Here is a 24,181-nt window from a genome sequence, read left to right as displayed (position 1 = left end):
CACTTACCCAAGTTACGCCTTAAATTTGGCTCAATTAGGGGCGCTTTGCATTTCAAATCTTTGTGCAACAAAGCCACTCAAAAGGTCGACTGTACTTTTATTCGGCTGGATGAAGTTAACTGCGGCATCTTCGCCGATATTAAAGCTGTTCCATGGGTGCTGAGCTGCTGGTTGTTTTGTTGGATGTTGAGGGTGTTGCCATGTTGATGAAGAACTTGGATTCTCACTTTTAAAATAATACGAATATTCCAAGAATTAGGGATATTGTTAGGTCACTGGGGAGTTCAATACTCCTGGCTGTTGGGAGCGGTTGATACGGAGGTGATGCTTTTATACTGATCTTTCTGACACAAATCCTGACACAAATTAAGTTTTAAGTGTATCTAAATAGCAACTTTGGCAACATATGCAACAAGCTAAAGGCAATAAAAAAAGGCTTGCAAGTACATGAAATTCCTTGCAAACCTTTGATATATATGGTAGGCATATCCAGACTCGAACTGGAGACCTCTACGATGTCAACGTAGCGCTCTAACCAACTGAGCTATACGCCTAAAGTGCTTCGCATCATATTCAGTTTTGTTTTTTAAGACAAGTCCTTTCTACGCTTTTTTAAAGCATCCGCACAAGTTTTAAGCAAATCAAAAAATAACGATTCAGAAACAGGCTGAGAATCCACAGCATAAATATAGCGTTGATACCACAAAGCAAGCCGCTTAAAAGCTGCTTGCTCATCATCATCCACAAGCTCTGCCAAGCGCTGCATCCACGCAGTTACAGTTTCAGCATCCTGTTTTTGTAACTCCAATGGTAAAGTTTTGGAAAACCTCTGCAAAGCTCGATCAACCCTAGAACTGTTCTGATGCTTTTTCCAATAAATCCAACCAAAGTATGCGAGTAACAACAGCGCAATACCCGAAATTAGCACGATCACCAATGCATAACTCGAATCCAAACCCAATCGCCCAAACCAATGACGTTGAGATGTTGCATCATAGCCCACCACCTTACTCTGCCATTGATAACTGGCGTAATCACTCCACACACGCAAATTGCGAATCAAATTTGAATGTTGGTACTGCCAAATTTGCGCATTATCGCCCAATATAGTGCGATCTTCGGCCATCAGGTTTTGCATGCCTCCATCAATACGTTGTGGAGCAATGATTGCCGTCGGGTCTATACGCACCCACTGCTGATTCAACATCACTTCTGTCCAAGCATGTGCATCTTGCTGGCGCACTTCCCAACTTTGTGCATCAGGTGCTAGTTCCCCTCCCTGATAACCCACCACCACACGCGCAGGAATTCCAACATAGCGCATCAGCAAAGCAAAACTAGAAGCATAGTGTTCACAAAAACCCTGCTTGGACTGAAACAGAAATTCATCTACCCGATGCTGTCCCAATGTTCCAGGTTTCAAGGTATAGCTAAAGCCCTGATCACGATACCATTGCAACACATTTTGTACGTAGCGTTCAGGCTGTTGCTGACTTTGTGCAAACATCTGCATGGCAAATTGCTGTGCCTGCGGATCAGATTGAGTGCGTACTTGAACATTTAAGCGCTGACTAAATTGTCGATAGCGCTCACTCTGTCCATGATCACCCTGAATTTGTGCAGACTCACCCACCCACTGTAGAGCTATGGGTTGAATTCTGCCACTTTGCCGCTGTGGAATAATACTCCAGTCACGGCGCAACAGATAACCCTGTTGGTTGGGTATAGATTTTTCTAGTGCCATCACCCATTGCACTCGTGGGTCTGCTGCAATGTATTGATATTCAAACTTCGTTTGTTCGGACTGTAATTGCGTGACTTGGATTGGTTGGTGATTGCTAAAATTACTGGTCCAGGTTCGGCCATCGTATTGATCTAGCACCATCGCCCGCCAGTAAAGTTTTGAACGTGGCGGAAGTTGCTGCATATTTCCCACAATACGAAACGCCAAAGCAGAAGATTGCGATAATTCGGCAATATCTCCAGGTGACATCGTATCGCTAATTCCCGTCACGCCTTTGGCCTCTGGTATAGGTACGTGCCACAATGGTGGTAAGCGTGGAAAAAATAAAAACAGCAACAGAAAAAATGGTAAAGCGTATGCAATAAATTTAGCGACATGCTTTAAATCATTTTTGGCATCTTGTTTAGTTGTGTTGCGTAAGGTATCAGCAAATTCACTTTTCTGAATCCGATACAATCCAATCAAACAGCTTAATAAACATAAAATGACAATTGCCGTCATCCACATACTTTGGCTATATAAAAAGGAACTCGCACTTACGAATAAGGCAAAGTTAAATAAAATAATCAGGTCGCGTTTATTGTGACTTTCTAAGGCTTTGGCAAATAAGAATGTGCTTAATAATGCCACTCCAGCATCTACACCAATCAGCGTTTTATAACTGAGAAAAATACTGATTAAAGCAGCAATGGTCAAAGCAAAGGTTAAGGTTTTAGAAATACGTGCTGTTTTTTTTCGATAATGCACAAACAATATCAGCCACATAAGGGCAAAAATTACACTCAACGCCAACGGACTAAACTGCAGATGTGCGATTAAAATCAGAAATAAACTGAGTAAAATCGATTGCTGAATTGAAGTATGCATCGTCATTAAGCCTGTGCCAAAAGGATTCTAGCCTGTTTAAACTGTCGCTCGCCTATCCCTTTTTCAAGCGTCGCATGTGGTAAAAACATGGCATAAATCAACTGTTGTTGTTCGCATTGCTCTACTAAACCCATCATCAAACTTAATTTTTCTTCATGCGATGTTGCAGGCATGTGTTCATAAGCAATATCGATATGATGCTGGTCTTGATATTGTTCAAATACTTTGACATACAAACCTTGACCACGTGCTGCTTGCTTCCACGATACGGCTTGTAAAGAATCGCCCGTTTGGAAATCACGTAGCTCACGAAATTCATCTAAGTCAGGTTGAAAGCTTTGCTGTTGCTGTTTATTTTCAGCACGAAAAGACATGCTACGTGGTGCAATCCAAGCATGACGAGTCAAGTTTAAGTACGTCCACGCACGTACTAAGCCAAAAGGATAAACCGAGTAAATTTGCAGATTTGGATAATCCAGTCGTCCTCGTTGCTCTGCATAAATGGTCAGTTGATGCTGTTGTTTCAGTTCTTGAATCAGGACTTTTTCTAATTGTGTGTCTATCTTAATCCATAAATAACGTGCTTGGGCAAAGTCTTGTTTGAAATGCAATTGTAATTGCAAAGCTTCACCGACTTGCCCCACTTCTGTGGTCAACACCTCAATCTGCAAGTCATGTAATTGCTTAAAAGTTAAATAAAAACTAATGCATAAAATGGCACTGATCAAAAAGCAAAAACCTAATATCAGGTTATTGCCATAATTCACACCTGCTATGAAGGTGATCAAAATTAGTACCAAATACAAATAACCTTGCTGATAGATAAACACCAAAATATCTTTTTGCTGAAGGGTTTTGCTTCGTTCAAATTTAAAGCGTGAATTGATCCAGTTTTGCCATGCCTGCTTTAACATGATGACACTAACTCACTTTGACCTGTTGCATCACATGCAAAGCTTCTGCTTCATTGAGTCCGATACGATGTGCTGCAACGGCCACAAATACCGCTTGTATATCATCGGCACTCACAAAGCTACGCTGTTCAATTAAAGCGTGTGCTTGGGCTGCTTTCTTTAAAGCCAAAACCCCTCGGGTAGATAAACCATGACGTTCTTTGCGGGTTTCTGCAGCCAAATCTAGCAAATATTCTAAAGCCGCTTCTGAAACGTAGATGTCTGTCACAAGTTTCTGCAAGTTTAAAATTTCGGTTTCAGTAAAAATATGTGCCAAGCTGGTAATTAAAGCATGTCTGGAGTTTTGCTGTAGCAGCATTTTTTCTGCAAAACGTGACGGATATCCTAAAGATAAACGCATCAAAAAACGATCTAGCTGTGATTCAGGCAAGGCATAAGTACCACTTTGAAACAGCGGGTTTTGCGTGGCGATTACCCAGAAAGGTTGTGGCAATACATAACGTACGCCATCTACCGTAACTGCACCCTCTTCCATGGCTTCGAGTAAGGCACTTTGAGTTTTAGGCGAACAACGGTTAATTTCATCGGCCAATAAAATTTGGGTAAAAATTGGACCTTGTTTAAACTCAAATTGATGTTCTTTTTGATTAAACATATTCACCCCAATCACATCACTGGCCAGCATGTCATTGGTAAATTGAATACGTTGGAATTTCAGCCCTGCCAAATGTGCCAAAGCACTAGATAAGGTGGTTTTACCCAAACCAGGTAAATCTTCAAAAAGCACATGCCCACCTGCCAGTAGACAGCTCAATGCAAGTTTGGTTTGTTGTTCTTTATCTAAAATAATCGTATTAATTTCAGTCAAGAACGACTGAATTTTGGCGGCATAAGATTCAACTTGTTGTTGTAGTTGCTGCTGTGTTTGTGTGTGTTGTTGCGTTTGAACTTTTTCCTTACCCCAAATCACAGTCACTCCCCCTATTCCCCAATAAAAAACGGCGTATGTTTTAACATACACCGTTTTCTTAAATTTCCAAAGAAATCCTAGAGATATTCTGATTCACCTTTCAGGCACTTTTCAAAACACCGCTCAACCTGCTGAAACTACTAAACAGCCATCAACAAGGACATTTTTTCAAACCACCTTTGGCCGATGGATAACGTGCATCGACACAATAGCGATAGAAAGTTTTGGCATCCATGGCTTCCAAATCTGGATGATGCTTCTGCATGTGTTCCAAATAATTTTGATAATCAGGCACACCTACCATCAAACGAAAGCTTTGTTGCAAACGCTGCCAAAGTGTTGCAATTCTTGACCAGTTTTTAGGATTCAGAATCAAATCCTTTTGCGACATAATGGTCATTTTAATAATTTTATACACCACGGTTTTGCCATGTTGTGCAAATTTTAAATTAATCATGTAATTGCTCCTTAATGGCCGCCATTTGGTTGAATGGTTTCAGGATCACGATAAATCGCTTCAGCTTCATTAACAGTTGGCGTTGGACTTGCCAATGCACGACGAATCACTCCAATTGCAGCAAATAACATCACAAAAGCTACAATCATAAAGAAGCCACATAACACAGCATTAATTTGATTGGACATCACAATCGTTTGCATTTCGGTCACTGTTTTTGCAGGTGCCAAAATTTCATTGCGCTGAATTGCTGCACTGAAACGGTCTGCCTGCGCCAAGAAACCAATTTTAGGATTGTCGTGGAAAATCTTTTGCCAACCTGCGGTCATTGAGGTAATGAATAAGAAAACGGTTGGAACGATAGTGACCCAAACATATTTTTCTTTTTTCATTTTAAACAAAATGGCTGTACCTAAAATAAGCGCCATCGCTGCCAAAATCTGGTTACCAATCCCGAACAGTGGCCATAAGCTGTTAATACCACCTAGCGGATCGACCACACCTTGATAGACGAAGAAGCCCCAACCTGCTACCGCCACTGCAGTACCGAGTAAGTTGCCAAAGAAGTTATGTGAATTTTTCACTGCAGGAATCACAATACCCACTGTGTCTTGCACCATAAAACGGCAAGCACGTGTACCTGCATCCACTGCAGTTAAAATAAATAAGGCCTCAAATAAAATTGCAAAGTGATACCAGAACGCCATCATCGAACGGTTATTAAAAATTTCCGTGATGATATGTGCCATACCAATTGCAAAAGTTGGCGCACCGCCTGTACGTGACAGAATTGAACTTTCGCCCACTTCTTTTGCCAAAATGGTCAAAGCTTCAGGACTAACCACAAAACCTAAGTTGCGTACTGCTTCTGCTGCACTTTCAACAGTGGTGCCTAAAACGGCAACAGGCGCATTAATAGCAAAATACACTCCTGGATCAAGTACAGTGGCACAAATCATTGCCATAATGGCAACAAAAGATTCCATCAACATGCCGCCATAACCAATCACACGAATGTCTTTTTCGTTATTGACCAGTTTAGGGGTAGTACCTGAAGAAACCAGTGCGTGGAAACCCGAGATCGCACCACAGGCAATCGTAATAAATAAGAAAGGAAACATCGAACCCGCAAAAACAGGGCCAGTACCATCAATAAATTGTGTCACGGCAGGCATTTTCATTTCAGGCATTGCAAATACAATCCCGACAGCCAAACCTGCAATCACACCAATTTTTAAGAAGGTAGATAAATAATCACGTGGCGCCAACAGTAACCAAACAGGCAATACTGAAGCAATAAAACCGTAAGCAATTAAGCACCAAGTCAATTCTGTACCACTTAGGGTAAACAGTGGGCCCCAATAGGGATGTTGTGCTACATTTTCACCGTAGATAATGCCCATCATCATCAGTACAAAACCAATAATGGAGACCTCTGCAATTTTCCCTGGGCGGATAAAGCGCATATAAATGCCCATAAAAATTGCAATTGGGATGGTGGCTGCAATACTAAATACACCCCACGGGCTATTGGTTAAGGCCTTAACCACGACTAGGGCCAGTACAGCAAGAATAATCACCATCACACCCAATGCTCCGAGCATGACAATCACACCTGCAAATGAACCGAGTTCTTGCTTGGCCATTTCACCCAAAGAGCGACCATCACGACGGGTCGAAATAAACAGTACTAAAAAGTCCTGTACTGCACCCGCCAACACTACGCCCACCAAAAGCCAAATGGTCCCTGGCAAATACCCCATTTGTGCAGCAAGAATAGGCCCGACTAAAGGACCTGCACCTGCAATAGCCGCAAAATGGTGCCCAAACAGAACGCCTTTATTGGTCGGTACATAATCCAAACCATCTGCTAAACGATGCGCAGGAGTTAAACGTCGTTCATTTAATTCAAAGACTTTGGTGGCAATAAATAAACTGTAGAAACGATATGCGATGCTATAAACACAGACTGCGGCTAAAACCAACCAGACTGCATTGACGTGTTCTCCTCTACTGAGTGCTAAAATCCCGAAAGATACTGCACCCAGTACGGCAACCAAGAGCCATATAATTTTTGAAGTCAGGCCTGACTTCGGTTGAACTGATTCCATGTCAATCTCTCTTCTTGTTACATTTTTTAAGCGTTACTTTTATTGTCGAGATGTAGCTTTATTTCCTAAATCCTTGGTTGATCCTGCTCCTTTTATTTTGATGTCTGCTGCCCTTACATCCATAGTGTGCGCTACCGTACACTTAAATGGAGCACCAACAGTTTCCTATACTTTTCACCTATTCTTTTACCACATAATCAAATCAACAAAAAAGGGGGATGACGCGAATCATCCCCCTCTTTTACTTATGATTTATCAATAAATCATTATGCGCGTTCTAGGTATTCACCTGTACGTGTATCTACACGAACGCTTTCTTCTTGCTGTACGAATAAAGGAACACGTACCACTGCACCTGTTTCTAATTTCGCTGGTTTACCGCCACCGCCAGAAGTGTCACCACGTACACCTGGATCAGTTTCTACAATTTTCAATACCACGAAGTTTGGCGCATTAACTGTTAAAGGCACGCCGTTGAACAACATAATGGTACATTTTTCGTTTGAATCGTCTTTCAACCATTTTGCAGCATCGCCCATTGCGGTTTTATCTGCAGCAATTTGTTCAAAAGAAACAGGGTCCATAAAGTTCCACATTTCGCCATCGTTGTAGAGATATTCCATTTCCACTTCTACAATGTCAGCGGCTTCTAATGAGTCACCAGACTTAAATGTTTTTTCTAAAACTTTACCAGAACGAAGGTTACGAAGTTTTACGCGGTTAAACGCTTGACCTTTACCTGGCTTTACATATTCATTTTCCATGATTGAACATGGGTTACCATCAAGCATAACCTTAAGGCCTGACTTGAAATCATTCGTAGAATAATAGGCCATGACTGGCACACTCCAAACTGACTAACTTAACTATTTATGCCGTAATTTGAGCCGCCAGCACATACTCATCATATTGGCAGCCCTACGACATCTTTTTTCATCGGGCGTATTGTAAATGAGCAAGCCATAATGAAGCAATGAAAATCCACTACCGATCACTTCAAGATATCGGTAAAATCGACTGCTTTGCTGTGATTTAAATCTTAAAGATTTATTTTACGCAGTAATTCAACACTTAAATTTAGAAAACTACTCCTCTATTTCTGAGTATTTTCTATTCCGCTTTTTTTCTTATATTTAAATTTTTTGGCATGATCAATTATCTGTACCAAGAGCAAAACTGGCAATCTCAACTCAGTGACTTGATCACCGACCCACACGAATTGTTAAATATTTTGGAGCTGTCCGAACAGCAATTACTTTCTGGCGCACTCTTGGCATCTGAGCAGTTTAAACTGCGTGTACCACGCGCTTTTGTACAAAAAATGCAAAAAGGCAATCCGCTCGACCCTTTGCTACTACAGGTTTTACCACATCATTTAGAACTTGAAGATCATCCTGGCTTTGTGACCGATCCTTTAGGTGAAGAACAAGCTAATCAACAACCTGGGGTATTACACAAATACAAATCCCGCTTTTTACTGACCCTGACGGGTGCCTGTGCAGTACATTGTCGTTATTGTTTCCGCAGACACTTTCCCTATCAGGAAAATCTGCCAAAAACTGAAGATTGGGACAACATTAAAACCTATATCGAAAGTCAACCTGACATTAACGAAGTAATTTTAAGTGGTGGTGATCCTCTCACTCTGTCTAACCGCAAATTACAAATCTGGATTGAGCGTTTATCATCTGTTCAACAAATTAAATTTTTGAGAATTCATTCACGAGTTCCGATCGTAATCCCCAACCGTGTCGATGAAACGCTGATTTCCTTACTAAAAAACAGTAGGCTGCGTATTATTCTAGTGGTACACTCGAACCACGCATCAGAATTAGATGACTTTACTTGTGCAAATCTTGCCAAGTTAGTTGAGCAAAACATCACCGTTCTGAATCAAGCAGTATTATTAAATGGGGTCAATAATTCTGCTCAGGTCTTGGTTGATTTAAGCTATCGTCTATTTGATGCGGGGGTGATGCCTTACTATTTACACGTGTTAGATAAAGTAAAAGGAGCACATCATTTTGATCTAATGTCATCTGACATTGATCATATTTATAAAGAGCTTTTAGCGAACTTGCCAGGCTATCTCGTTCCTAAACTCGTTAGGGAAATTGCGGGCGAAAAAAACAAGACACCGCTTTTTGGGGTTTCAACTTATTGAGTTAAATAACAACCATGAACATGAATACTTCAGATCTTTTTCAGGTTCCCAGCGAACTAAAGCTGGAGCAATTGAGTTTTTGTCAAAATACGGTTAAAAGCATTCAGGCGTGGGCAGCAGACCTATCCATTTTACAATTGGGGGATTCTTCTCAGGCCCTGTTCAATGCCCTTTTAGAAATTTCTGAACTGAAATGTCAGGAAACTTTACGTTTTGATTTAATTCAAGCTATTCATCCCACACTTGAAAATGTGCTGACTAGCTTGGAAAAACACTTTTTCAATCAAGCTTTGATTAGCAGTGATCGTAATGATCATATTATTGAATTGGCCTTGTTATTACGTAGCCATTTTTCCAAAGTGTATATTGATATTGCGCGACGCAGCCATCAACAACTCACTCAGCAAAAATTTTCATTATTCGCCTTTAACTTAAAGAAAAACTTACAAACAGCTCGGATTTTAGCAACCTACTATGCACTTCAACAATTGGCTTTGCTACGCTACCAACAACACATGTTGTATAGCCCCTCATTGCCTAATCAATGGGTTATTGCACATCAACTTTTAGATACTGCAATTCAACAACATTATTATTTAAATAATATTAATCAATTACAAGGTACACAGCACCAACTTGTAAGTATTGCTCAGGCCTATGCCCAACTGATTTTGTTGGAAATTTTTAATACACATCAAATTCGTCCGGCAGAAATTCAAGGCTTGTATTTATGCAGTTTTGATTGGGCCAAATTGGTTCAGATTTTACCCAAAGAAACCACGCTTTCGCGTTATGTGGTAGATTCAAGCAAAGATCATCCGCCAATATATAACAGCCACCAAAACAATGGTTTTAACGCTGATATTTATATCTCTACCCAAGCCTTACTTGATCATTTAAATGAAAATCAGGGACGCAAAGGTGAACATTTTTCACGCAATGAGAGGTTATTCCTCACTCCTGCCTTGCATTTCCATCTGCACAATATTTTGACCAATACTGCAGAGCGTGTGCATGAGCGTTATGAATATTCTGCACAGATTAAAATTTGTTTTGGTTTAACCGTTGCACATTTTTATTTGTCTAATGGTAAGAATTTTAACGAAACACTGGTATTGGGTGATAACTACCAATTCCAAAATGAAAGCCATTTTGTCAATGCTATGCACACCAATTCATCGGTAGACATTAGCTCAATCAAAACTTTAGATCGTGAAACCAAACAAATTTACAATGCCGATGTTTTGGACATTAGCGTGAATGGTTACCGAATCAAATGGACTGGCGAAACACCAAAAAATTTAAAAACAGGCGAATTCATTTTAGTTCAAGAAAATAATCAGAGTCCATGGCGTGGCGGTGTAATTCGTTGGATTAAACAATCTGCCGAAAAAAGTTTAGAACTTGGCTTGGAAATTTTAACCCAAGAGCTATTCCCTTGTGCTGTTTTTGTAAAAACCGATCGACACACAGGACATTACCATCCAGCATTACTGGTACAAAGTACAGATGCTGAAGATGTCAGCACCAGCCTAATTTTGCCAGGTATTCAACTATTGCGCGATAAACAAACCGTACAATTACGCTTAGGGGAAGAAGAACTCAAAGTTTTCTTAATCAAACCTCTCCTGATTACCCAAAGTTTTATGCGCTTTGATTTTGAGTTGTTGAATGACCAACAACAGCCTGTCTTAGATAGTTTTATTCAAAAGCAAGTGAGTGAAGTTAAAAATAACGATTTATGGGAAGCATTAAAGTGAGAAATCCACTCTTGTCTAAAAAGTTAAAACGTACTGAAACGCGTTTGCTCATAATCGATGACAACCAGATACGTTTTAACCAAATTTGTGAACAACTCACTGCCAATGAGCACCGTGTTCAGGCTATTCTTTTAGATGACATTAAAAATTTTGAAAAACAGCTACATTTGACTTGGGATTTAGTCATTTTCGGTCGTGCTTATGACCTTAAAGTTGATCAGGCACTGACTTTAATTCGTGCTTCTCAACAACCTAATCTGCCCCTTTTGCTGCTCAGACCAGATGACTATGATACTACGCAATATACAAGCTATATTCGTAAAGGCATTTATGACATCGTCAATCTAGATTTTCCAGAACGCTTCTATTTTGGTTTAATTCGCGCCTTATCTTTTAGCCGCTTACAGCAGTCACAAGAACAACTGATGACTGAGCTTGAAAATGCACAGATTCAGGCACAGGCTTTGGTGGAAGACAGCAACAAAGCTGTTGCGATTATTCAAGAAGGTATTCACGTACAAGCCAATGCAGAATATTTACAACTGTTTGGTTTAAAAACTGAAGATGACATTATCGGCTTACCCCTACTCGATCTGTTACAGCCTGAAGATGTAACCGACTTTAAATTCCGTTTTAAGAAAGTCAGTCAAGGGCAGTTTGACCATGGTCGTTTTGACATTCATAGTCAAAATCCATTATTGGCCAAGCAAAATCCACTTAAAGTAGAGTTTATTGCCGCAACAGATGACGATGCTTTGCAAATTACCATAGACAATGAAACCTCTACGGCAAATGTTGCATCGTCTGCGGCATCTACAAGTGAAAAACCTGCAGCAAAGCCAAGTACCTATCAATTGGTCAATCGTACCTTGGCGAAACAACCCTCCATTGCAAATGCTTTGGTTGTGTTCTCTTTAGCCAATTGCCCTGAAGCTATTTTCCAAGCAGATTGGCTGACCACAAAAAACTACTTTGCCAATATTCAAACCTTCTTAAAAGAACAAACCAATGTGCCATTATTTACAGTGAGTAATGGTTTGGTTGTCGGGCTATTCCAAGCTGAATCTACTGCAATTTTAGAATCTAAACTGATTGGCCTGAATTCACTGACCAAGCCTCAATTACTCACGGTAGATCAGCACACCTATCCTTTAAATTTACGAATTGGCTATATCTTGCTAAATCAAGATATTCGAGATGAAAAGAATTTTGAACAGCTAATTAGTCAAGGGTTCGCCAATGCTTTACCAAACCCACAAGATCAGAATAGTTCAGGTTTAGCATTAGACTTGTCATTTGGTGAATCTAATTTAAATGCGATTGAATCTGCTGCAGTTCCACAGTCATTTAATGAACCTGCGATTATTACTGCATTACGTCAAAGTTTGGATCGTGGTGAAATCCACCTGAAGTATCAGCAATTGTATGATAAGCAAGATACTAACCTTTACACTTATGAAGTGACCAGTGGCTTTATTTTCAATAGTGAATGGAAAAGCTTAGCGGGACTGATTGAATTGGCAGAAGATCCTGAGCTTTCAATTAAGCTAGATCGCTGGATTTTGGTAGAAGCATGTAAACAGTTACATAACTTTATTACTCAATATCCTGAAGCCAAACTGATTGTCAATTTAAACAAACACGTGTTATTGCAAGACCGCAGTTTCCCTGAGTTTGTGTCTAAACTGATCACCATTGTTGGTAGTCGCCTCAGCCATCCACTGATTTTACAATTCTCAGAAGAAGATATTAGTCAAAACTTAGGCGATGCACAAAAGCAAATCGGCTTATTACGTCAACACGGTGCAGAAATTTCACTACGAGATTTTGGTCATTCAATTTACAGTGAATCAATCTTAAAACAAGTTGATATTCACTACTTGACCCTGCACAGCGCCCTGATTGAGAAACTGGCAGATGATCAATCTACGCAGGAATTGCAGGAACAACTCAGCGTATATAGCGAAATTAAGCCAATTGAGATTTTGCTACGTGACTTAAATGATATGAACCTGTTTGCCAATGCATGGAATGTTGATGCCCGCTTTATTCAGGGTGATTACTTCCAGAAAAAACTGGATCATTTAATTGATGTACAAGACCAATAAGGTCTTGTACATTGCATTTAGCGCTTAGCGCAAAGAACAATTTTATGAATGAGACTGTTTTAGCAGTCTCATTTTTTTATTCTGAATCTTTTTTTTTGAATGCTTTTATCTCTAAATTCTAGGCACAAAAAAACGGGCAAATTGCCCGTTTTTTTCGTACTGGATATTAACGTTTGATAGAACGTGACATACCAGCAAAACGTTGTTTGAACTTGTCGATACGACCGCCAGTGTCAACGTTCTTTTGCTTACCAGTATAGAACGGGTGGCATGCAGAACATACGTCAAGATAAAGAGTTTCTTTACCAACAGCTGAACGAGTTTCGATTACGTTACCGCAAGAGCAAGTAGCAACTAATTTTTCATATTTTGGGTGAATATCGGCGCGCATCGTCGATTACTCCTAAGATTCAAGAAGGCTTATGCTGTCATCGCAATTGGTCACTCTCATAAAACATGAGGAACGTGCTAAAAAGCAGACCAACACCATAACAGACCATTCTTTTGGCCCACCGAGACGGATACCGTCAGAGCTAAGCACAACAAGTTGGGCATTATTATACGGAATAAAATAGCTGAAAGCTAATTATTCTTTGGGATTTAATGTTGACTGCTCTGCCAAATCTGCCCGCTTCTCAAGCGCGTTGGCTATCACACCGCAAACCATGAGCTGAATTTGATGGAAAATCATGATGGGTAAAACTATCATACCCAATGGCTGCCCAATAAATAAAATTTGCGCCATCGGCACACCGCTGGCCAAAGTTTTTTTGGAACTACAAAAAAATGCTGCGATTTGATCTTCACGTGCAAAACCCATCCACTGAGGTACAACCCATGCCAGCCACATCACAATAGTCAATAAAACTGAACACGCCACAATTAACAGCAGCAAGGTCATACCACTCACCTGATGCCATAAACCCGCCACGACTGCCCCACTAAATGCCCCATAAACCACCATTAAAATTGAACCCTGATCAAACACCTTGACCAACTTTGGTAATTTCAACATATAAGGATAAACATAAGGACGCAGCAACTGCCCCAATATAAATGGTACCAACAGCAATAAAGTAATTTGAATAATTGAATGGGTCGGGTCAAAACCATGTTCCGACTGCCCCAGAATAAACACGCCTACTAAAATGGGGGTGATAAACATCCCAATCAAATTGGAAAATGAAGCACTGCATACAGCACTGGCAACATTGCCTTTCGCCACTGAAGTAAATGCAATGGAAGACTGTACTGTAGAAGGCAAAAAGCACATAAACAAAAAGCCCCAATACAACTCTTGTCCGAGCATTGGCACTAAAACAGGTTTGGCAAGTAATCCTAGAATGGGAAACAGCGCAAAGGTAAATGTAAATACCAAAGCATGTAACTGCCAATGCATAAAGCCCTGAATCACCGCTTCACGTGATAATTTTGCTCCGTGCAAAAAGAATAAGATAGCAATAGCGACTGTTGTAATCACAGCAAAAACATCGGCTTCCTGCCCAGAAACAGGCAGCACACTGGCTAAGATAACCATTACAAATAAGAGTATAGTAAAGCGATCCAGTGCCAATAACTTCAACATTGCAGCATCCTAATTTTTGTTTTTAAAGGGTTCATTGATATGAATAAGCCCAGCGACTTATTTACCTTTCGATAAACTTATCTTACTGGGCGATATTCAAAAAGCGAGTGTTTATAGAATATGTTCAATATTTTTTAACTGAATGCTGAACAACATTCAGTTTATTAGGCAATTAAGGCCAAGTCGTTGCTGCTTTGCACAAGAGCACTTAGTTATTACGTGCATTCTGATCTTGCTGAATCAACTCAACTTTATAACCATCTGGGTCTTCAACGAACGCAATTACAGTCACACCGCCTTTCATTGGCCCTGCTTCACGCACGACATTGCCACCACGTGCCTTAATTTCTTCACAGGCTTTGTAAGCATCTTCTACCGCAATCGCGATATGCCCATAAGCATTGCCTAAATCATAGCTTTGAGTATCCCAGTTATGAGTCAGCTCCAAAACTGTATGATTTTCTTCATCACCATATCCTACAAAAGCCAAGGTAAAACGCCCTTCTTCATAATCACGCTTACGAAGCAAAGTCATACCTAAAACTTCTGTATAAAATTTTAATGATTGTTCTAAATTACCTACACGTAACATGGTATGCAGCATGCGCATATTATTCATCCTTCTGTTGAATCGTGTCCGAAGATGTTGCTTGATGATCACGTAATAACTTTGCCACCCACACCACTAAAATCAAAATTGGAATTCCTATTAAGGTGGTCATGAGGAAAAAGTATGGATAACCAATATTGGTCACTATAGTACCCGAATAACCGCCTAAAATCTTAGGGGTTAGGGTCATGAGTGAGCTAAAAATCGCATATTGCACTGCCGTAAAAGACACACTGGTTAAACTGGATAAAAAGGCAATAAACGCTGCGCCGGCTAAACCTGAAGCTAAGTTATCAACAATAATGGCAAAATATAACCATAATGAGCTATACGGTTTGATCACTTTACCCTGAATTTCCACCATCTCGGTTGATGCTGTATTGACCACAGGCAAAGGCTGAATATCGACATCCAAGGTCGTGTCTGCAGCCTGCGTTGAATCAACTTTATAGCTTTGGCTGTGTTGCTGTAGCACCTGTTGCTGATCCATCAACACCACAGTCAATTGCTTTGCTGCAGAATCTGCCAAAAGCTGCCCTGTAATCGCTGCAGTAAACATACCTTGAGCATCGAGTTTGGCATCAAAGTTTTGTCCATCTAGCTGTAGCACAATTTTTTGCTGCTCGGTTAGAGCAGGCCCCACATATTGCCCACGTACCACAATGCTATTGGCCTTTTCTGCTACGGAAATTGTGTTATCTGAAGTTAGTGGTAAAAGCTGTAATTGCGCAGTTTCGGTAGCTGTCTGCTGTAAATAAGGCATCGACACTAAACGTGATGGTGTATCGCCAGTTTGATAATGTGCACGTACCTGAATTTCATGTTGGGTGGCCAACACCTGACTTGGTACAGCAACTTTCCAATAACCCACTTCATCGGCCTGAGTCTGATATTGTTGCTGCCCCACTGAAACTTGCACATCACTAAGCGCTTGCCCTGACTTCACTAGACCAATAAAAATTAGGTTGGTTGAAGAAGCCAATACTGCACCAACAAACATCAGTTTCATAATGTTCATGCGCTGTGCCAGTAAGCCCCCCAAGAAGCCGCCCAGCAGACTGAAAATCACCCCATACACTTTAACAGCTTCGGCAATTTGCTCTTTGCTAAAGTTCAGGTCTTGATAGAACACATTGGAAATTACCCCAGCGATGATGTCTGAAACCCGATAAAAACCAATCAACAACAATAAAACTAGGGCCAGTTTGACGCCATAGCGCTTAAAGAAGTCCGCAACAGGATGTACCCATGTTTCAAAGGCCATCTGTTTATTCACAGCACCACATTTGACTAAAATAGTGCCCATCAATACTGCCGCAGCGCCTGAAGCAATAAAGCGCAATGCTTCCAAACAGAATAACAAAAATGCGTCTTTCAGCTGAAATTGTTGTTTTAAGGCTTCAGTTAAATTGCCAGAAAAGACATAACACAACACAAAACTGAATACGGCGACAAAAAACACCATCACCAAACGGAAATAGTCACGACGTTGATAATGTTTATTGACCCTATTTACCTGTGGTTCACGAATGATCAAGGTGGTGACAATACCAATCAACATCACCGCAGCCATGGCCAAATAAGTCACTTTCCATGCACTGTAAATATAGTTGCCTTTAGCTGTGCCTAACGATGCAGCCAAAAACAAAGCCCCCGCACCCGCAACAATCATCCCGATGCGGTAACCTGCGTTATAGGTCGAAGCCAACACGGTTTGCATTTGGGTTTCTGCCAACTCAATACGATAGGCATCAATGACAATATCCTGCGTGGCGGCAGAAAATCCGAGTAATACTGCGCCAAATGCCATTTGGTATAAATGTGCCTGCCCCAATGCAGGGTCGGAAAATGCCATGACTGCAATTGCACAGATAATCAAACATTGTGCAATGAGCAACCATGCCCGACGACGCCCTAATTTTTTGGTTAAATACGGAACGGGCAATTCATCAATTAATGGTGCCCAAACAAATTTAAAGGAATAACCCAAGGCGGCCCAACTAAAGAAAGTCACTGCACTTTTATCAATTCCTGCCTCGCCCAACCACAACGACAGACTGGAAAAAATCAGTAAAATTGGAATACCTGCGGAGAAACCTAAAAACAGCATAATCAGCGCACGGCGGTCTAAAAATGCTGTAAATGCAGCTTTCCATCCTGTATTTTGTGCTGAAGTTTGCCCAGTACTTTGTGTGGTCATGCGATTATTATTTTCTGTTAAGTCAAATTGTTGTTATTCAATCGTGGAATAGCTTCTGTTTCAACAGTATTTATGAAATTATCCACAAGTGCCTTGTCATTTTGTAGTAAAAATGGCGGCTTAGCTTGAATTTTCTCATTAAACCTGTATACCTTTAACCCTCTAACTGCAATATTTCGTTTTGGATTTCTACAGTGACCCAAAGACTTGATCAAATCAATACATCGATAACAGCCAATACAACAACAGCAACGCAAGACGCACAACAACCGCTTCTCAGCTCTGCCTTTGAACAAAGCGAAATTCAAACAACCCTAGAGACGACTCAATTAAAAGCATCACAACTGACGCATATCCCCAATTACGACAACATTCCAGCGTCAACCCGACGCATTAAACCACTGAATAATTTTTTAGGACAAGATCGGGCACGTGCTTCAGTCGAGGCAGGTATTTCCCTGCCATATTCTGGCTATAATATTTTTGCTGTAGGCACAGCAGGATTAGGCAAGCGCACGATGGTCAAGCGTTTGTTGCAGCAACATGCCAAAAGTATGCCTACCCCAAATGACTGGGTTTATGTCAATAATTTCAAGCATCCACGTCAGCCACTGGCCTTGCAATTGCCTGCAGGTCAAGCACCTAAATTTCAAAGTTTGTTGCATCAGACTTGGCAAACCATTTTAAAACAGCTCGAGCGCCGCTTTACAGCCGAAACCTACCACAACCGTATTGAAATGATTCGTCAGCAAGCGGGCGATGAGCAGCAACAAGCCTTAATTGAACTGACCAGTGAAGGTGAAGAACTCGATTTAAAACTGATTGCGCAGGAAGATGAACATTGCTTCGTACCTGTACATCTTAAAAATGACAAAATGCAAGAAATGTCTAAGGAAGATATTAATGCTTTAGACAGCAAAACCCGTGCAGAAATTGCCTCTAATATTCGTTATATGAATAAAAAACTAGAGCGTTTGGGCTTGCATTTAGGTGATCTAGAAGATGATGCACGCGACAAAGTACAGGAATTAAACCGCGATATTGCCAAACAAGTGGTGATGCCGCGCATTGATATTATTCAAAACAAATACCCGAATGTAGAAGGCTTGACCGAGTATTTACAGTACTATGCTGAAGACATCGTAAATAATGTCGAGTTTGTTTTAGAACAGGAAGAGGATGATTTTCGTCCGGGTACCTTTAGCCGTATTCCTGCGCGCTATCAAGCGAATATTATTGTGACTCACAAACCCAACAGTGGCGTACCTGTTATTTTTGAAGATTTTCCCACCCATTACAATTTATTAGGGCATGTGGAACAACTCACGCAAAATGGCACCATTACCACAGACTTTACTTTAATTCGTGCAGGAAGCTTACACAAAGCTAACGGCGGTTTTCTGATGCTCGAAGCAGAGCAATTACTTGAGCAGCCTTATGCATGGCAAGGACTAAAACGTGCTTTAAAATCAGGGCAATTAAAACTATCCTCTTTAGAGCACATGCTGACTTTAACCGGCAGCATTTCCATTGAGCCACAAGCCATTCCACTGAATATTAAAGTTATTTTACTGGCAGAACCTGAAATTTATTATGAAATTTTAGAGCTAGAACCTGAACTGGGCAGTGTCTTTAAAATCCGTGCCGACTTTACCGATACATTACAACGTAATGACGAAAACGAGCAGGCCTATATGCAACTGATTGCCGATTATGTGCAATCTGACAAATTGTTGCCATTTGATCGTTCTGCTTTAGCGGCATTGCTGACCGACTCAAGCCGTCAGGCAGAAGACCAAAGCTCTTTATCATTACATGCCCTCACCTTGGGTGATCTAATTCGCGAGTCACATCACCATGCGGCTCAAGCGGGTGATAAAACTGTTTCCGAACAGCATATCAATACGGCGCTCGATCATCGCAAATATCGCTTAGGCTATTTGCGTGAACTCTATTGGCAGGACTTATCGCGTGGTACGCAGTTAATCGAAACACGTGGGCACCGCTTAGGGCAAATCAATGCCTTGTCGGTGATTCACTATGCCGATGTCGAATTTGGATTACCTTCTCGCTTAACTGCTTCGGTCTACCAAGGCGGTGGCGACATTTTAGACATTGAACGCAGTGTAGAGCTTGGCGGGTCATTACATGCCAAAGGCGTGTTGTTGATGGCCAGTTTCTTAAAAGCGCATTTTGGTCGTGAACAAATCTTGCACTTTTCTGCTGCCCTCGCCTTTGAACAAAGCTATGGTCAAGTCGATGGTGACAGTGCGACTGTGGCAGAACTCTCGGCTTTGATTTCAGCGATTAGCCAATTGCCAATTGATCAGTCTTGGGCAATTACAGGTTCCATGAACCAGTTGGGTCAGGTACAACCAATTGGTGGCGTGAATGCAAAAATTGAAGGCTTCTTTGATGCCTGTAAGCTACAAGGTTTAACGGGTAAGCAAGGCGTGATTATCCCACGCCAGAACATGCAGCATTTAATGCTACGCAAAGATGTTATTGAAGCCGTCGAACAAGGTCAATTCCACATTCATGCCATTGATACCATTGACCAAGCCCTAGAAATTTTAATGGCACGTCCTGTTGGCAAACTCAACAAAAAAGGACGTTATAGCAAAGGCTCAATTTATGCTGCAGTCATGGAGCAGCTTGAGTATTGGCAAGCCATTGAAGATGGCGCGGAAATTGAAGAAGAGCCGAAGAAAAAGAAAAAAACCAAAAAAGAAAAGGATAAAAAAGACAAAGAGAAAAAGGACAAGAAAAAGCCGAAAGTGGTAGTACAAGCAGATGAGCAAGCTGAAGAACCAGCTGAAACTACTGAGCTTGCAGCGACAAGTCCTACAGTTGAATAATGTGCTTATCCCTTAAAACTATAGCAATAAAAAAAGCGCTTCGGCGCTTTTTTTATTTCAACTTTTGCGTTTTCAACACTCAGGCATAAATGCCCTCAGTTTAGTCGCTTAAGCTTCAGGTGCTGGGCTGTATTGCTCAACTAAAGGCTTTAACTCACCTTTTTGGAACATGTCCAACATAATATCGCTACCACCAATCAACTCGCCGTTAATCCACAATTGTGGGAAAGTTGGCCAGTTGGCAATTTTTGGTAAAGTCGTACGAATATCCTGATTTTCTAAAATATTCACATAAGCAAAAGGACGACCAATTTGACTGAGTGCTTCTACTGCGCGCGCAGAAAAACCACATTGTGGAAATTGTGGTGTGCCTTTCATATAAAGAAGAACAGCATGTTTAGCAATTTGTTCACGAATTAATGCTTCGGTATCGCGTACTTGTTCAGTCATTGGTAAATCCTCAACTCATCTGTGTGGCATTATACCCAAAACCGAGCAAAACAGTACGTCTAAAGCAATAAATCCAACTTTATTTACAATTAGGCTTTTCATCTGTGGCAGATTTTGCTTATATAAGTTTTTTCCTCCAACCTAACAGATAAGAGTTAGTCATGAATAACATTACCCTTGCTCCTGTGCAAACTGATCAACCATCACACTTGATGCCTGTATTTGGCCGTCAGCCGATCAGCTTTGTTCGCGGTCGAGGTTCTTATCTTTATACTGAAGATGGCACAGAATATTTAGATGCCCTCACTGGTATTGCTGTATGTGGTTTAGGTCACGCACATCCTGCTATTACAGAAGCTATTGCAGATCAGGCCGCAACTTTAATTCACACCAGTAACTTATTTGAAGTGCCTTGGCAAACTGCTGCTGCACAAAAATTGGCGCAAGTTGCTGGCATGGAAGAAGTATTTTTTTCAAACAGTGGCGCAGAGTCTAACGAAGGTGCAATTAAAATTGCACGTAAATTCGGTCACATGCAAGGCGTAGCCAATCCTAAAATTATAGTTGCAGATCACTCTTTCCACGGCCGTACTTTGGCTACCCTGTCTGCAACTGGCAATAAAAAAGTTCAAGAAGGTTTTGCACCTTTGGTGGAAGGCTTTATTCGCGTACCTTTTGGTGATGTTGAAGCCATTGAAGAAGCTGCAATTCAGCATCCAGACATTGTGGCAATTTTGGTTGAACCGATTCAAGGCGAAGGTGGTGTTAATACAGCACCACAAGGCTTTAGCTACCTAGAAGACATCCGCCGTATTTGTAATCAGCACAATTGGTTGATGATGCTTGATGAAGTACAAACAGGTAATGGTCGTACAGGTAAATTTTTTGCCTACCAACACACCAATATTGTGCCTGATGTATTGACTACAGCGAAAGGTTTGGGCAATGGCTTCCCAATTGGTGCAGTCATGACTCAAGGTCGTGGTGTGGGCGTTCTTACTGCTGGTAATCATGGCTCAACCTACAGTGGTACTGCGTTAGGTTCACGCGTGGTTTACACTGTGATTGACACCATTCAGAAAGAAAACTTGGTAGAAAATGCTGCACAAATGGGTGGCTATATTGTGACGCAATTGCGTCAACAACTCGCAGACCAAAATGTGACTGTGCGTGGCTTTGGTTTGATGATTGGTATTGAATTACCAAAACCATGTGCAGAGTTGGTAGATATTGCCCGTGATGAGTACAAAATGATCATTAATGTCACTGCAGGTTCTGTGGTGCGTTTATTGCCAACATTAAATATTACTCAGGCTCAGGCAGATCAATTAATTGAGCGCTTGGTCAGCATGATTAAAAAATTCTTGGCATAAATTCTATGCCCTACCGAAAAAGCCGCAGTTGAAACTGCGGCTTTTTATTTATTATTTATAATTGTGTGAAACTCAAAATACTTAACCATCATTGCCCCATCAAGATGCTTCTTGATACACACGCCCACCAGGTAATTGAGAAAAATACTGTTTTAATGCCTCTAGACAACGATGAATTTTCATTGGAAGTTGCTCATGTTTAGAAATAATCGCATACAAGGTAAATGCAGGTAATTTCCACTCAGGCAAAACTTCAACCAAACCACCGTTCAATAATTCTTTTTGAATATCTAAATGTAAAATGCGGGCTATACCATGCCCCTGCATACATAACGATTTAGACACCAAAACATTATTGGTCGATAACCGTGATCCCATTTCAATACTGACATTTTCATCACGGGTCACGTGCTGAAAACTTAAATGCTGAAAATTCTTCATAATCGTTAATGGAATTAGATCATGATTTTTTAAATCTTCAGGGCGTGAAATTGGTGCGGTCTGATTTAAATAACTTGGAGATGCCACTAAAACCTGATCTACATGTGCAATTGGAATCACATGCAAGTTTTGATCTTCAATTTTTGGGCTCATACGCAAGGCAATATCAATACGGTTATCAATTAAATCGATGTATTGATTGTCTGTTTCTAGATGGATAGATAAACCACGATGGGCCGACATCCAATGTGAAAGTGCAGGAATCACATGATTCGCGCCTAACTCAGGAGTGGTGGCAATTCGTAAATCACCGACCAGATCATCTCTTAATTCATTAATGCGGATTTTTCCGCGCTCAGCAGCAGCTAGCATTTCTTGACAGCTGTGGAAAAAAGCTTGTCCTGCTTCAGTCAAACTCAGTTTTCTAGTAGAACGATGCAGAAGTGTGACTTCCATTTCTTGTTCTAATGAACGGATTTGTTGACTGACGGCACTTGTGGTGATCCCTAGATCACGCGCTGCACCGCTAAACGAGCTTTTTTCAACAACACAAGCAAATACACCCATTGCTCGAAGTTGATCTAACATAAATTCCCTCTGAAATTATACAGGTGCTCTTATCTTTCGATAAAAGCAACCTATTGTATTATACGGTGAAATTTATGTTTTGTATTTGCAAAATTTAATTTATTGGTAAAACATTAGTCGGATTGATTGGCTTACCATCTAGGCGTACCTGAAACTCCAACATGGTACGTGTAGCACCCGAAGAGCCCATTTCTGCAATTTTTTGACCCGCTGTTACATTTTGACCACTATTCACGTTCATTTTACTGTTATGTGCATAAGCCGTGATATAACCATCAATATGCTTGATTAAAATTAAATTGCCATATTCTTTCAAGCCATCGGCTGCATACACCACTTGACCATCGGCAGCGGCATAAATTGGATCGCCTACATTGCCACCATAACGTGTACCCTTAACATTACTTGCTAAATTAAAATGCTCAATTACCGCACCTTGCGATGGTTTCACCCAACGCAGGCTACTACTGCGTACAGGAGTTGCTGGTGATGATGAGCTCGTAGTCGTTGTTGTGGACGAAATCACAGGTGCTGGAGTTGGCGTAGTTGGTAAAGTTACAGTCTGACGCTGAATTGGCGCAGCCTGCGTTACAGGGCGTGTGGTTGTGGTACGTGGTGCATTACCGCTTTTCAGGCGAATAGACTGCCCTACATAAATACGATACGGCGGTGCAATATCATTCATTTCTGCAATGCTGAGGTAGCTCAATCCATAACGTGCCGCAATACCACTTAAAGTATCACCCGAACGTACGGTATAAAAATTCGGTGCCGTTGCATAACGTGCAGAATTATTTACTTGAGGTTTAGAAGCACAGCCACTTAACAATACGGTAGAAACAACAGCAGTGGATAACACAAGGGTTTTCAACACGGCGGTTGGTGTGGCAAATAAACGATATTGAAACACCACGGGCATTCTCTTCCTCTCTACAAATTCTATATATGTTCCATTTCGCTAAGAGTAGCAAAAAAGTCCTT

Annotated in this window: 18 protein-coding genes and 1 tRNA gene; 5 read left to right on the top strand and 14 right to left on the bottom strand. The window is 41.0% G+C overall.

Annotated elements, in window-relative coordinates; genetic code table 11:
- Positions 1-477 precede the first annotated feature (477 nt).
- The 7 genes from HHA43_RS06845 to efp all read right to left on the bottom strand — a co-directional run bounded on the left by HHA43_RS06845 (position 478) and on the right by efp (position 7,899).
- Positions 478-554 (bottom strand) — tRNA-Val (locus tag HHA43_RS06845).
- A gap of 32 nt (positions 555-586) precedes the next feature.
- On the bottom strand, positions 587-2,611 hold the full coding sequence (locus HHA43_RS06840; RefSeq protein WP_168461563.1) for a DUF3488 and transglutaminase-like domain-containing protein: 2,025 nt from the start codon (positions 2,609-2,611) through the stop codon (positions 587-589).
- A 5-nt stretch (positions 2,612-2,616) separates the two neighbouring features.
- Positions 2,617-3,525: a DUF58 domain-containing protein gene (locus HHA43_RS06835; RefSeq protein ID WP_168418203.1), complete on the bottom strand. Its 909-nt coding sequence runs from the start codon at positions 3,523-3,525 to the stop codon at positions 2,617-2,619.
- A gap of 7 nt (positions 3,526-3,532) precedes the next feature.
- Positions 3,533-4,492, bottom strand: coding sequence for an AAA family ATPase (locus tag HHA43_RS06830; RefSeq protein ID WP_416240602.1), 960 nt, complete (start codon positions 4,490-4,492; stop codon positions 3,533-3,535).
- 154 nt (positions 4,493-4,646) lie between these two features.
- A complete protein-coding gene (locus tag HHA43_RS06825) occupies positions 4,647-4,952 on the bottom strand; it encodes a YbdD/YjiX family protein (RefSeq protein WP_168418202.1) in 306 nt (101 codons plus the stop codon).
- 11 nt (positions 4,953-4,963) lie between these two features.
- A complete protein-coding gene (locus tag HHA43_RS06820) occupies positions 4,964-7,063 on the bottom strand; it encodes a carbon starvation CstA family protein (RefSeq protein WP_168461565.1) in 2,100 nt (699 codons plus the stop codon).
- A 266-nt stretch (positions 7,064-7,329) separates the two neighbouring features.
- Positions 7,330-7,899, bottom strand: a complete 570-nt coding sequence (gene efp / locus HHA43_RS06815) for an elongation factor P (protein WP_004971615.1) — start codon at positions 7,897-7,899, stop codon at positions 7,330-7,332.
- 311 nt (positions 7,900-8,210) lie between these two features.
- Between efp and epmB the strand changes: the two genes are divergently transcribed.
- From epmB to HHA43_RS06800, 3 genes are read left to right on the top strand one after another with little or no spacing between them, the layout of a single operon-like run.
- Positions 8,211-9,227 (top strand): EF-P beta-lysylation protein EpmB, encoded by a 1,017-nt coding sequence (epmB, locus tag HHA43_RS06810; protein WP_168542168.1) that lies wholly within the window; start codon positions 8,211-8,213, stop codon positions 9,225-9,227.
- A gap of 14 nt (positions 9,228-9,241) precedes the next feature.
- A complete protein-coding gene (locus HHA43_RS06805; protein ID WP_168525741.1) occupies positions 9,242-10,987 on the top strand; it encodes a GTPase in 1,746 nt (581 codons plus the stop codon).
- Positions 10,969-13,095 carry an EAL domain-containing protein gene (locus HHA43_RS06800; protein WP_168542166.1) on the top strand — a complete coding sequence of 709 codons (2,127 nt, stop codon included), beginning with the start codon at positions 10,969-10,971 and terminating at the stop codon, positions 13,093-13,095. Before HHA43_RS06805 ends, HHA43_RS06800 begins: the two co-directional genes overlap by 19 nt.
- Positions 13,096-13,261: 166 nt before the next feature.
- On the opposite strand, the gene rpmE is transcribed toward HHA43_RS06800, so the two are convergent.
- The 4 genes from rpmE to HHA43_RS06780 all read right to left on the bottom strand — a co-directional run bounded on the left by rpmE (position 13,262) and on the right by HHA43_RS06780 (position 17,490).
- On the bottom strand, positions 13,262-13,486 hold the full coding sequence (gene rpmE, locus HHA43_RS06795; protein WP_004971624.1) for a 50S ribosomal protein L31: 225 nt from the start codon (positions 13,484-13,486) through the stop codon (positions 13,262-13,264).
- Between the two features lie 195 nt (positions 13,487-13,681).
- A complete protein-coding gene (locus HHA43_RS06790; protein WP_168542164.1) occupies positions 13,682-14,680 on the bottom strand; it encodes a bile acid:sodium symporter family protein in 999 nt (332 codons plus the stop codon).
- 208 nt (positions 14,681-14,888) lie between these two features.
- Positions 14,889-15,290, bottom strand: coding sequence for a lactoylglutathione lyase (gene gloA, locus HHA43_RS06785; RefSeq protein ID WP_168418196.1), 402 nt, complete (start codon positions 15,288-15,290; stop codon positions 14,889-14,891).
- Between the two features lies 1 nt (position 15,291).
- Positions 15,292-17,490 (bottom strand): AmpG family muropeptide MFS transporter, encoded by a 2,199-nt coding sequence (locus HHA43_RS06780; RefSeq protein WP_168542162.1) that lies wholly within the window; start codon positions 17,488-17,490, stop codon positions 15,292-15,294.
- 194 nt (positions 17,491-17,684) lie between these two features.
- Between HHA43_RS06780 and HHA43_RS06775 the strand changes: the two genes are divergently transcribed.
- Positions 17,685-20,348 carry an ATP-binding protein gene (locus HHA43_RS06775; RefSeq protein ID WP_168525733.1) on the top strand — a complete coding sequence of 888 codons (2,664 nt, stop codon included), beginning with the start codon at positions 17,685-17,687 and terminating at the stop codon, positions 20,346-20,348.
- A gap of 108 nt (positions 20,349-20,456) precedes the next feature.
- On the opposite strand, the gene grxD is transcribed toward HHA43_RS06775, so the two are convergent.
- Positions 20,457-20,798, bottom strand: coding sequence for a Grx4 family monothiol glutaredoxin (grxD, locus tag HHA43_RS06770; protein ID WP_019837647.1), 342 nt, complete (start codon positions 20,796-20,798; stop codon positions 20,457-20,459).
- A gap of 161 nt (positions 20,799-20,959) precedes the next feature.
- On the opposite strand from grxD, the gene HHA43_RS06765 reads away from it, so the two are divergent.
- Entirely contained in the window at positions 20,960-22,171 is a 1,212-nt protein-coding gene (locus HHA43_RS06765) for an aspartate aminotransferase family protein (RefSeq protein WP_168542160.1), read from the top strand.
- A 99-nt stretch (positions 22,172-22,270) separates the two neighbouring features.
- Here the strand turns inward: HHA43_RS06765 and HHA43_RS06760 are convergent, their stop codons facing one another.
- On the bottom strand, positions 22,271-23,200 hold the full coding sequence (locus HHA43_RS06760; protein WP_168460049.1) for a LysR family transcriptional regulator: 930 nt from the start codon (positions 23,198-23,200) through the stop codon (positions 22,271-22,273).
- A gap of 94 nt (positions 23,201-23,294) precedes the next feature.
- Positions 23,295-24,119: a peptidoglycan DD-metalloendopeptidase family protein gene (locus tag HHA43_RS06755; protein WP_168525731.1), complete on the bottom strand. Its 825-nt coding sequence runs from the start codon at positions 24,117-24,119 to the stop codon at positions 23,295-23,297.
- Positions 24,120-24,181 lie beyond the last annotated feature (62 nt).

The sequence above is a fragment of the Acinetobacter sp. A2 genome, from assembly GCF_012371325.1.
Taxonomy (GTDB): Bacteria; Pseudomonadota; Gammaproteobacteria; order Pseudomonadales; family Moraxellaceae; genus Acinetobacter.
The sequence above is the reverse complement of the archived record's forward strand: the minus strand, read 5'-3'. Positions and strand labels throughout refer to the sequence as shown.

What these genes read in the sequence shown, in the direction of transcription:
- HHA43_RS06840 (WP_168461563.1), bottom strand. Translation starts at nt 2,611, where the DNA reads ATGCATACTTCAATTCAGCAATCGATTTTACTCAGTTTATTTCTGATT.
- HHA43_RS06835 (WP_168418203.1), bottom strand. Translation starts at nt 3,525, where the DNA reads ATGTTAAAGCAGGCATGGCAAAACTGGATCAATTCACGCTTTAAATTT.
- HHA43_RS06825 (WP_168418202.1), bottom strand. Translation starts at nt 4,952, where the DNA reads ATGATTAATTTAAAATTTGCACAACATGGCAAAACCGTGGTGTATAAA.
- HHA43_RS06820 (WP_168461565.1), bottom strand. Translation starts at nt 7,063, where the DNA reads ATGGAATCAGTTCAACCGAAGTCAGGCCTGACTTCAAAAATTATATGG.
- efp (WP_004971615.1), bottom strand. Translation starts at nt 7,899, where the DNA reads ATGGCCTATTATTCTACGAATGATTTCAAGTCAGGCCTTAAGGTTATG.
- epmB (WP_168542168.1), top strand. Translation starts at nt 8,211, where the DNA reads ATGATCAATTATCTGTACCAAGAGCAAAACTGGCAATCTCAACTCAGT.
- HHA43_RS06805 (WP_168525741.1), top strand. Translation starts at nt 9,242, where the DNA reads ATGAACATGAATACTTCAGATCTTTTTCAGGTTCCCAGCGAACTAAAG.
- HHA43_RS06800 (WP_168542166.1), top strand. Translation starts at nt 10,969, where the DNA reads ATGGGAAGCATTAAAGTGAGAAATCCACTCTTGTCTAAAAAGTTAAAA.
- rpmE (WP_004971624.1), bottom strand. Translation starts at nt 13,486, where the DNA reads ATGCGCGCCGATATTCACCCAAAATATGAAAAATTAGTTGCTACTTGC.
- HHA43_RS06790 (WP_168542164.1), bottom strand. Translation starts at nt 14,680, where the DNA reads ATGTTGAAGTTATTGGCACTGGATCGCTTTACTATACTCTTATTTGTA.
- gloA (WP_168418196.1), bottom strand. Translation starts at nt 15,290, where the DNA reads ATGCGCATGCTGCATACCATGTTACGTGTAGGTAATTTAGAACAATCA.
- HHA43_RS06780 (WP_168542162.1), bottom strand. Translation starts at nt 17,490, where the DNA reads ATGACCACACAAAGTACTGGGCAAACTTCAGCACAAAATACAGGATGG.
- grxD (WP_019837647.1), bottom strand. Translation starts at nt 20,798, where the DNA reads ATGACTGAACAAGTACGCGATACCGAAGCATTAATTCGTGAACAAATT.
- HHA43_RS06765 (WP_168542160.1), top strand. Translation starts at nt 20,960, where the DNA reads ATGAATAACATTACCCTTGCTCCTGTGCAAACTGATCAACCATCACAC.
- HHA43_RS06760 (WP_168460049.1), bottom strand. Translation starts at nt 23,200, where the DNA reads ATGTTAGATCAACTTCGAGCAATGGGTGTATTTGCTTGTGTTGTTGAA.
- HHA43_RS06755 (WP_168525731.1), bottom strand. Translation starts at nt 24,119, where the DNA reads ATGCCCGTGGTGTTTCAATATCGTTTATTTGCCACACCAACCGCCGTG.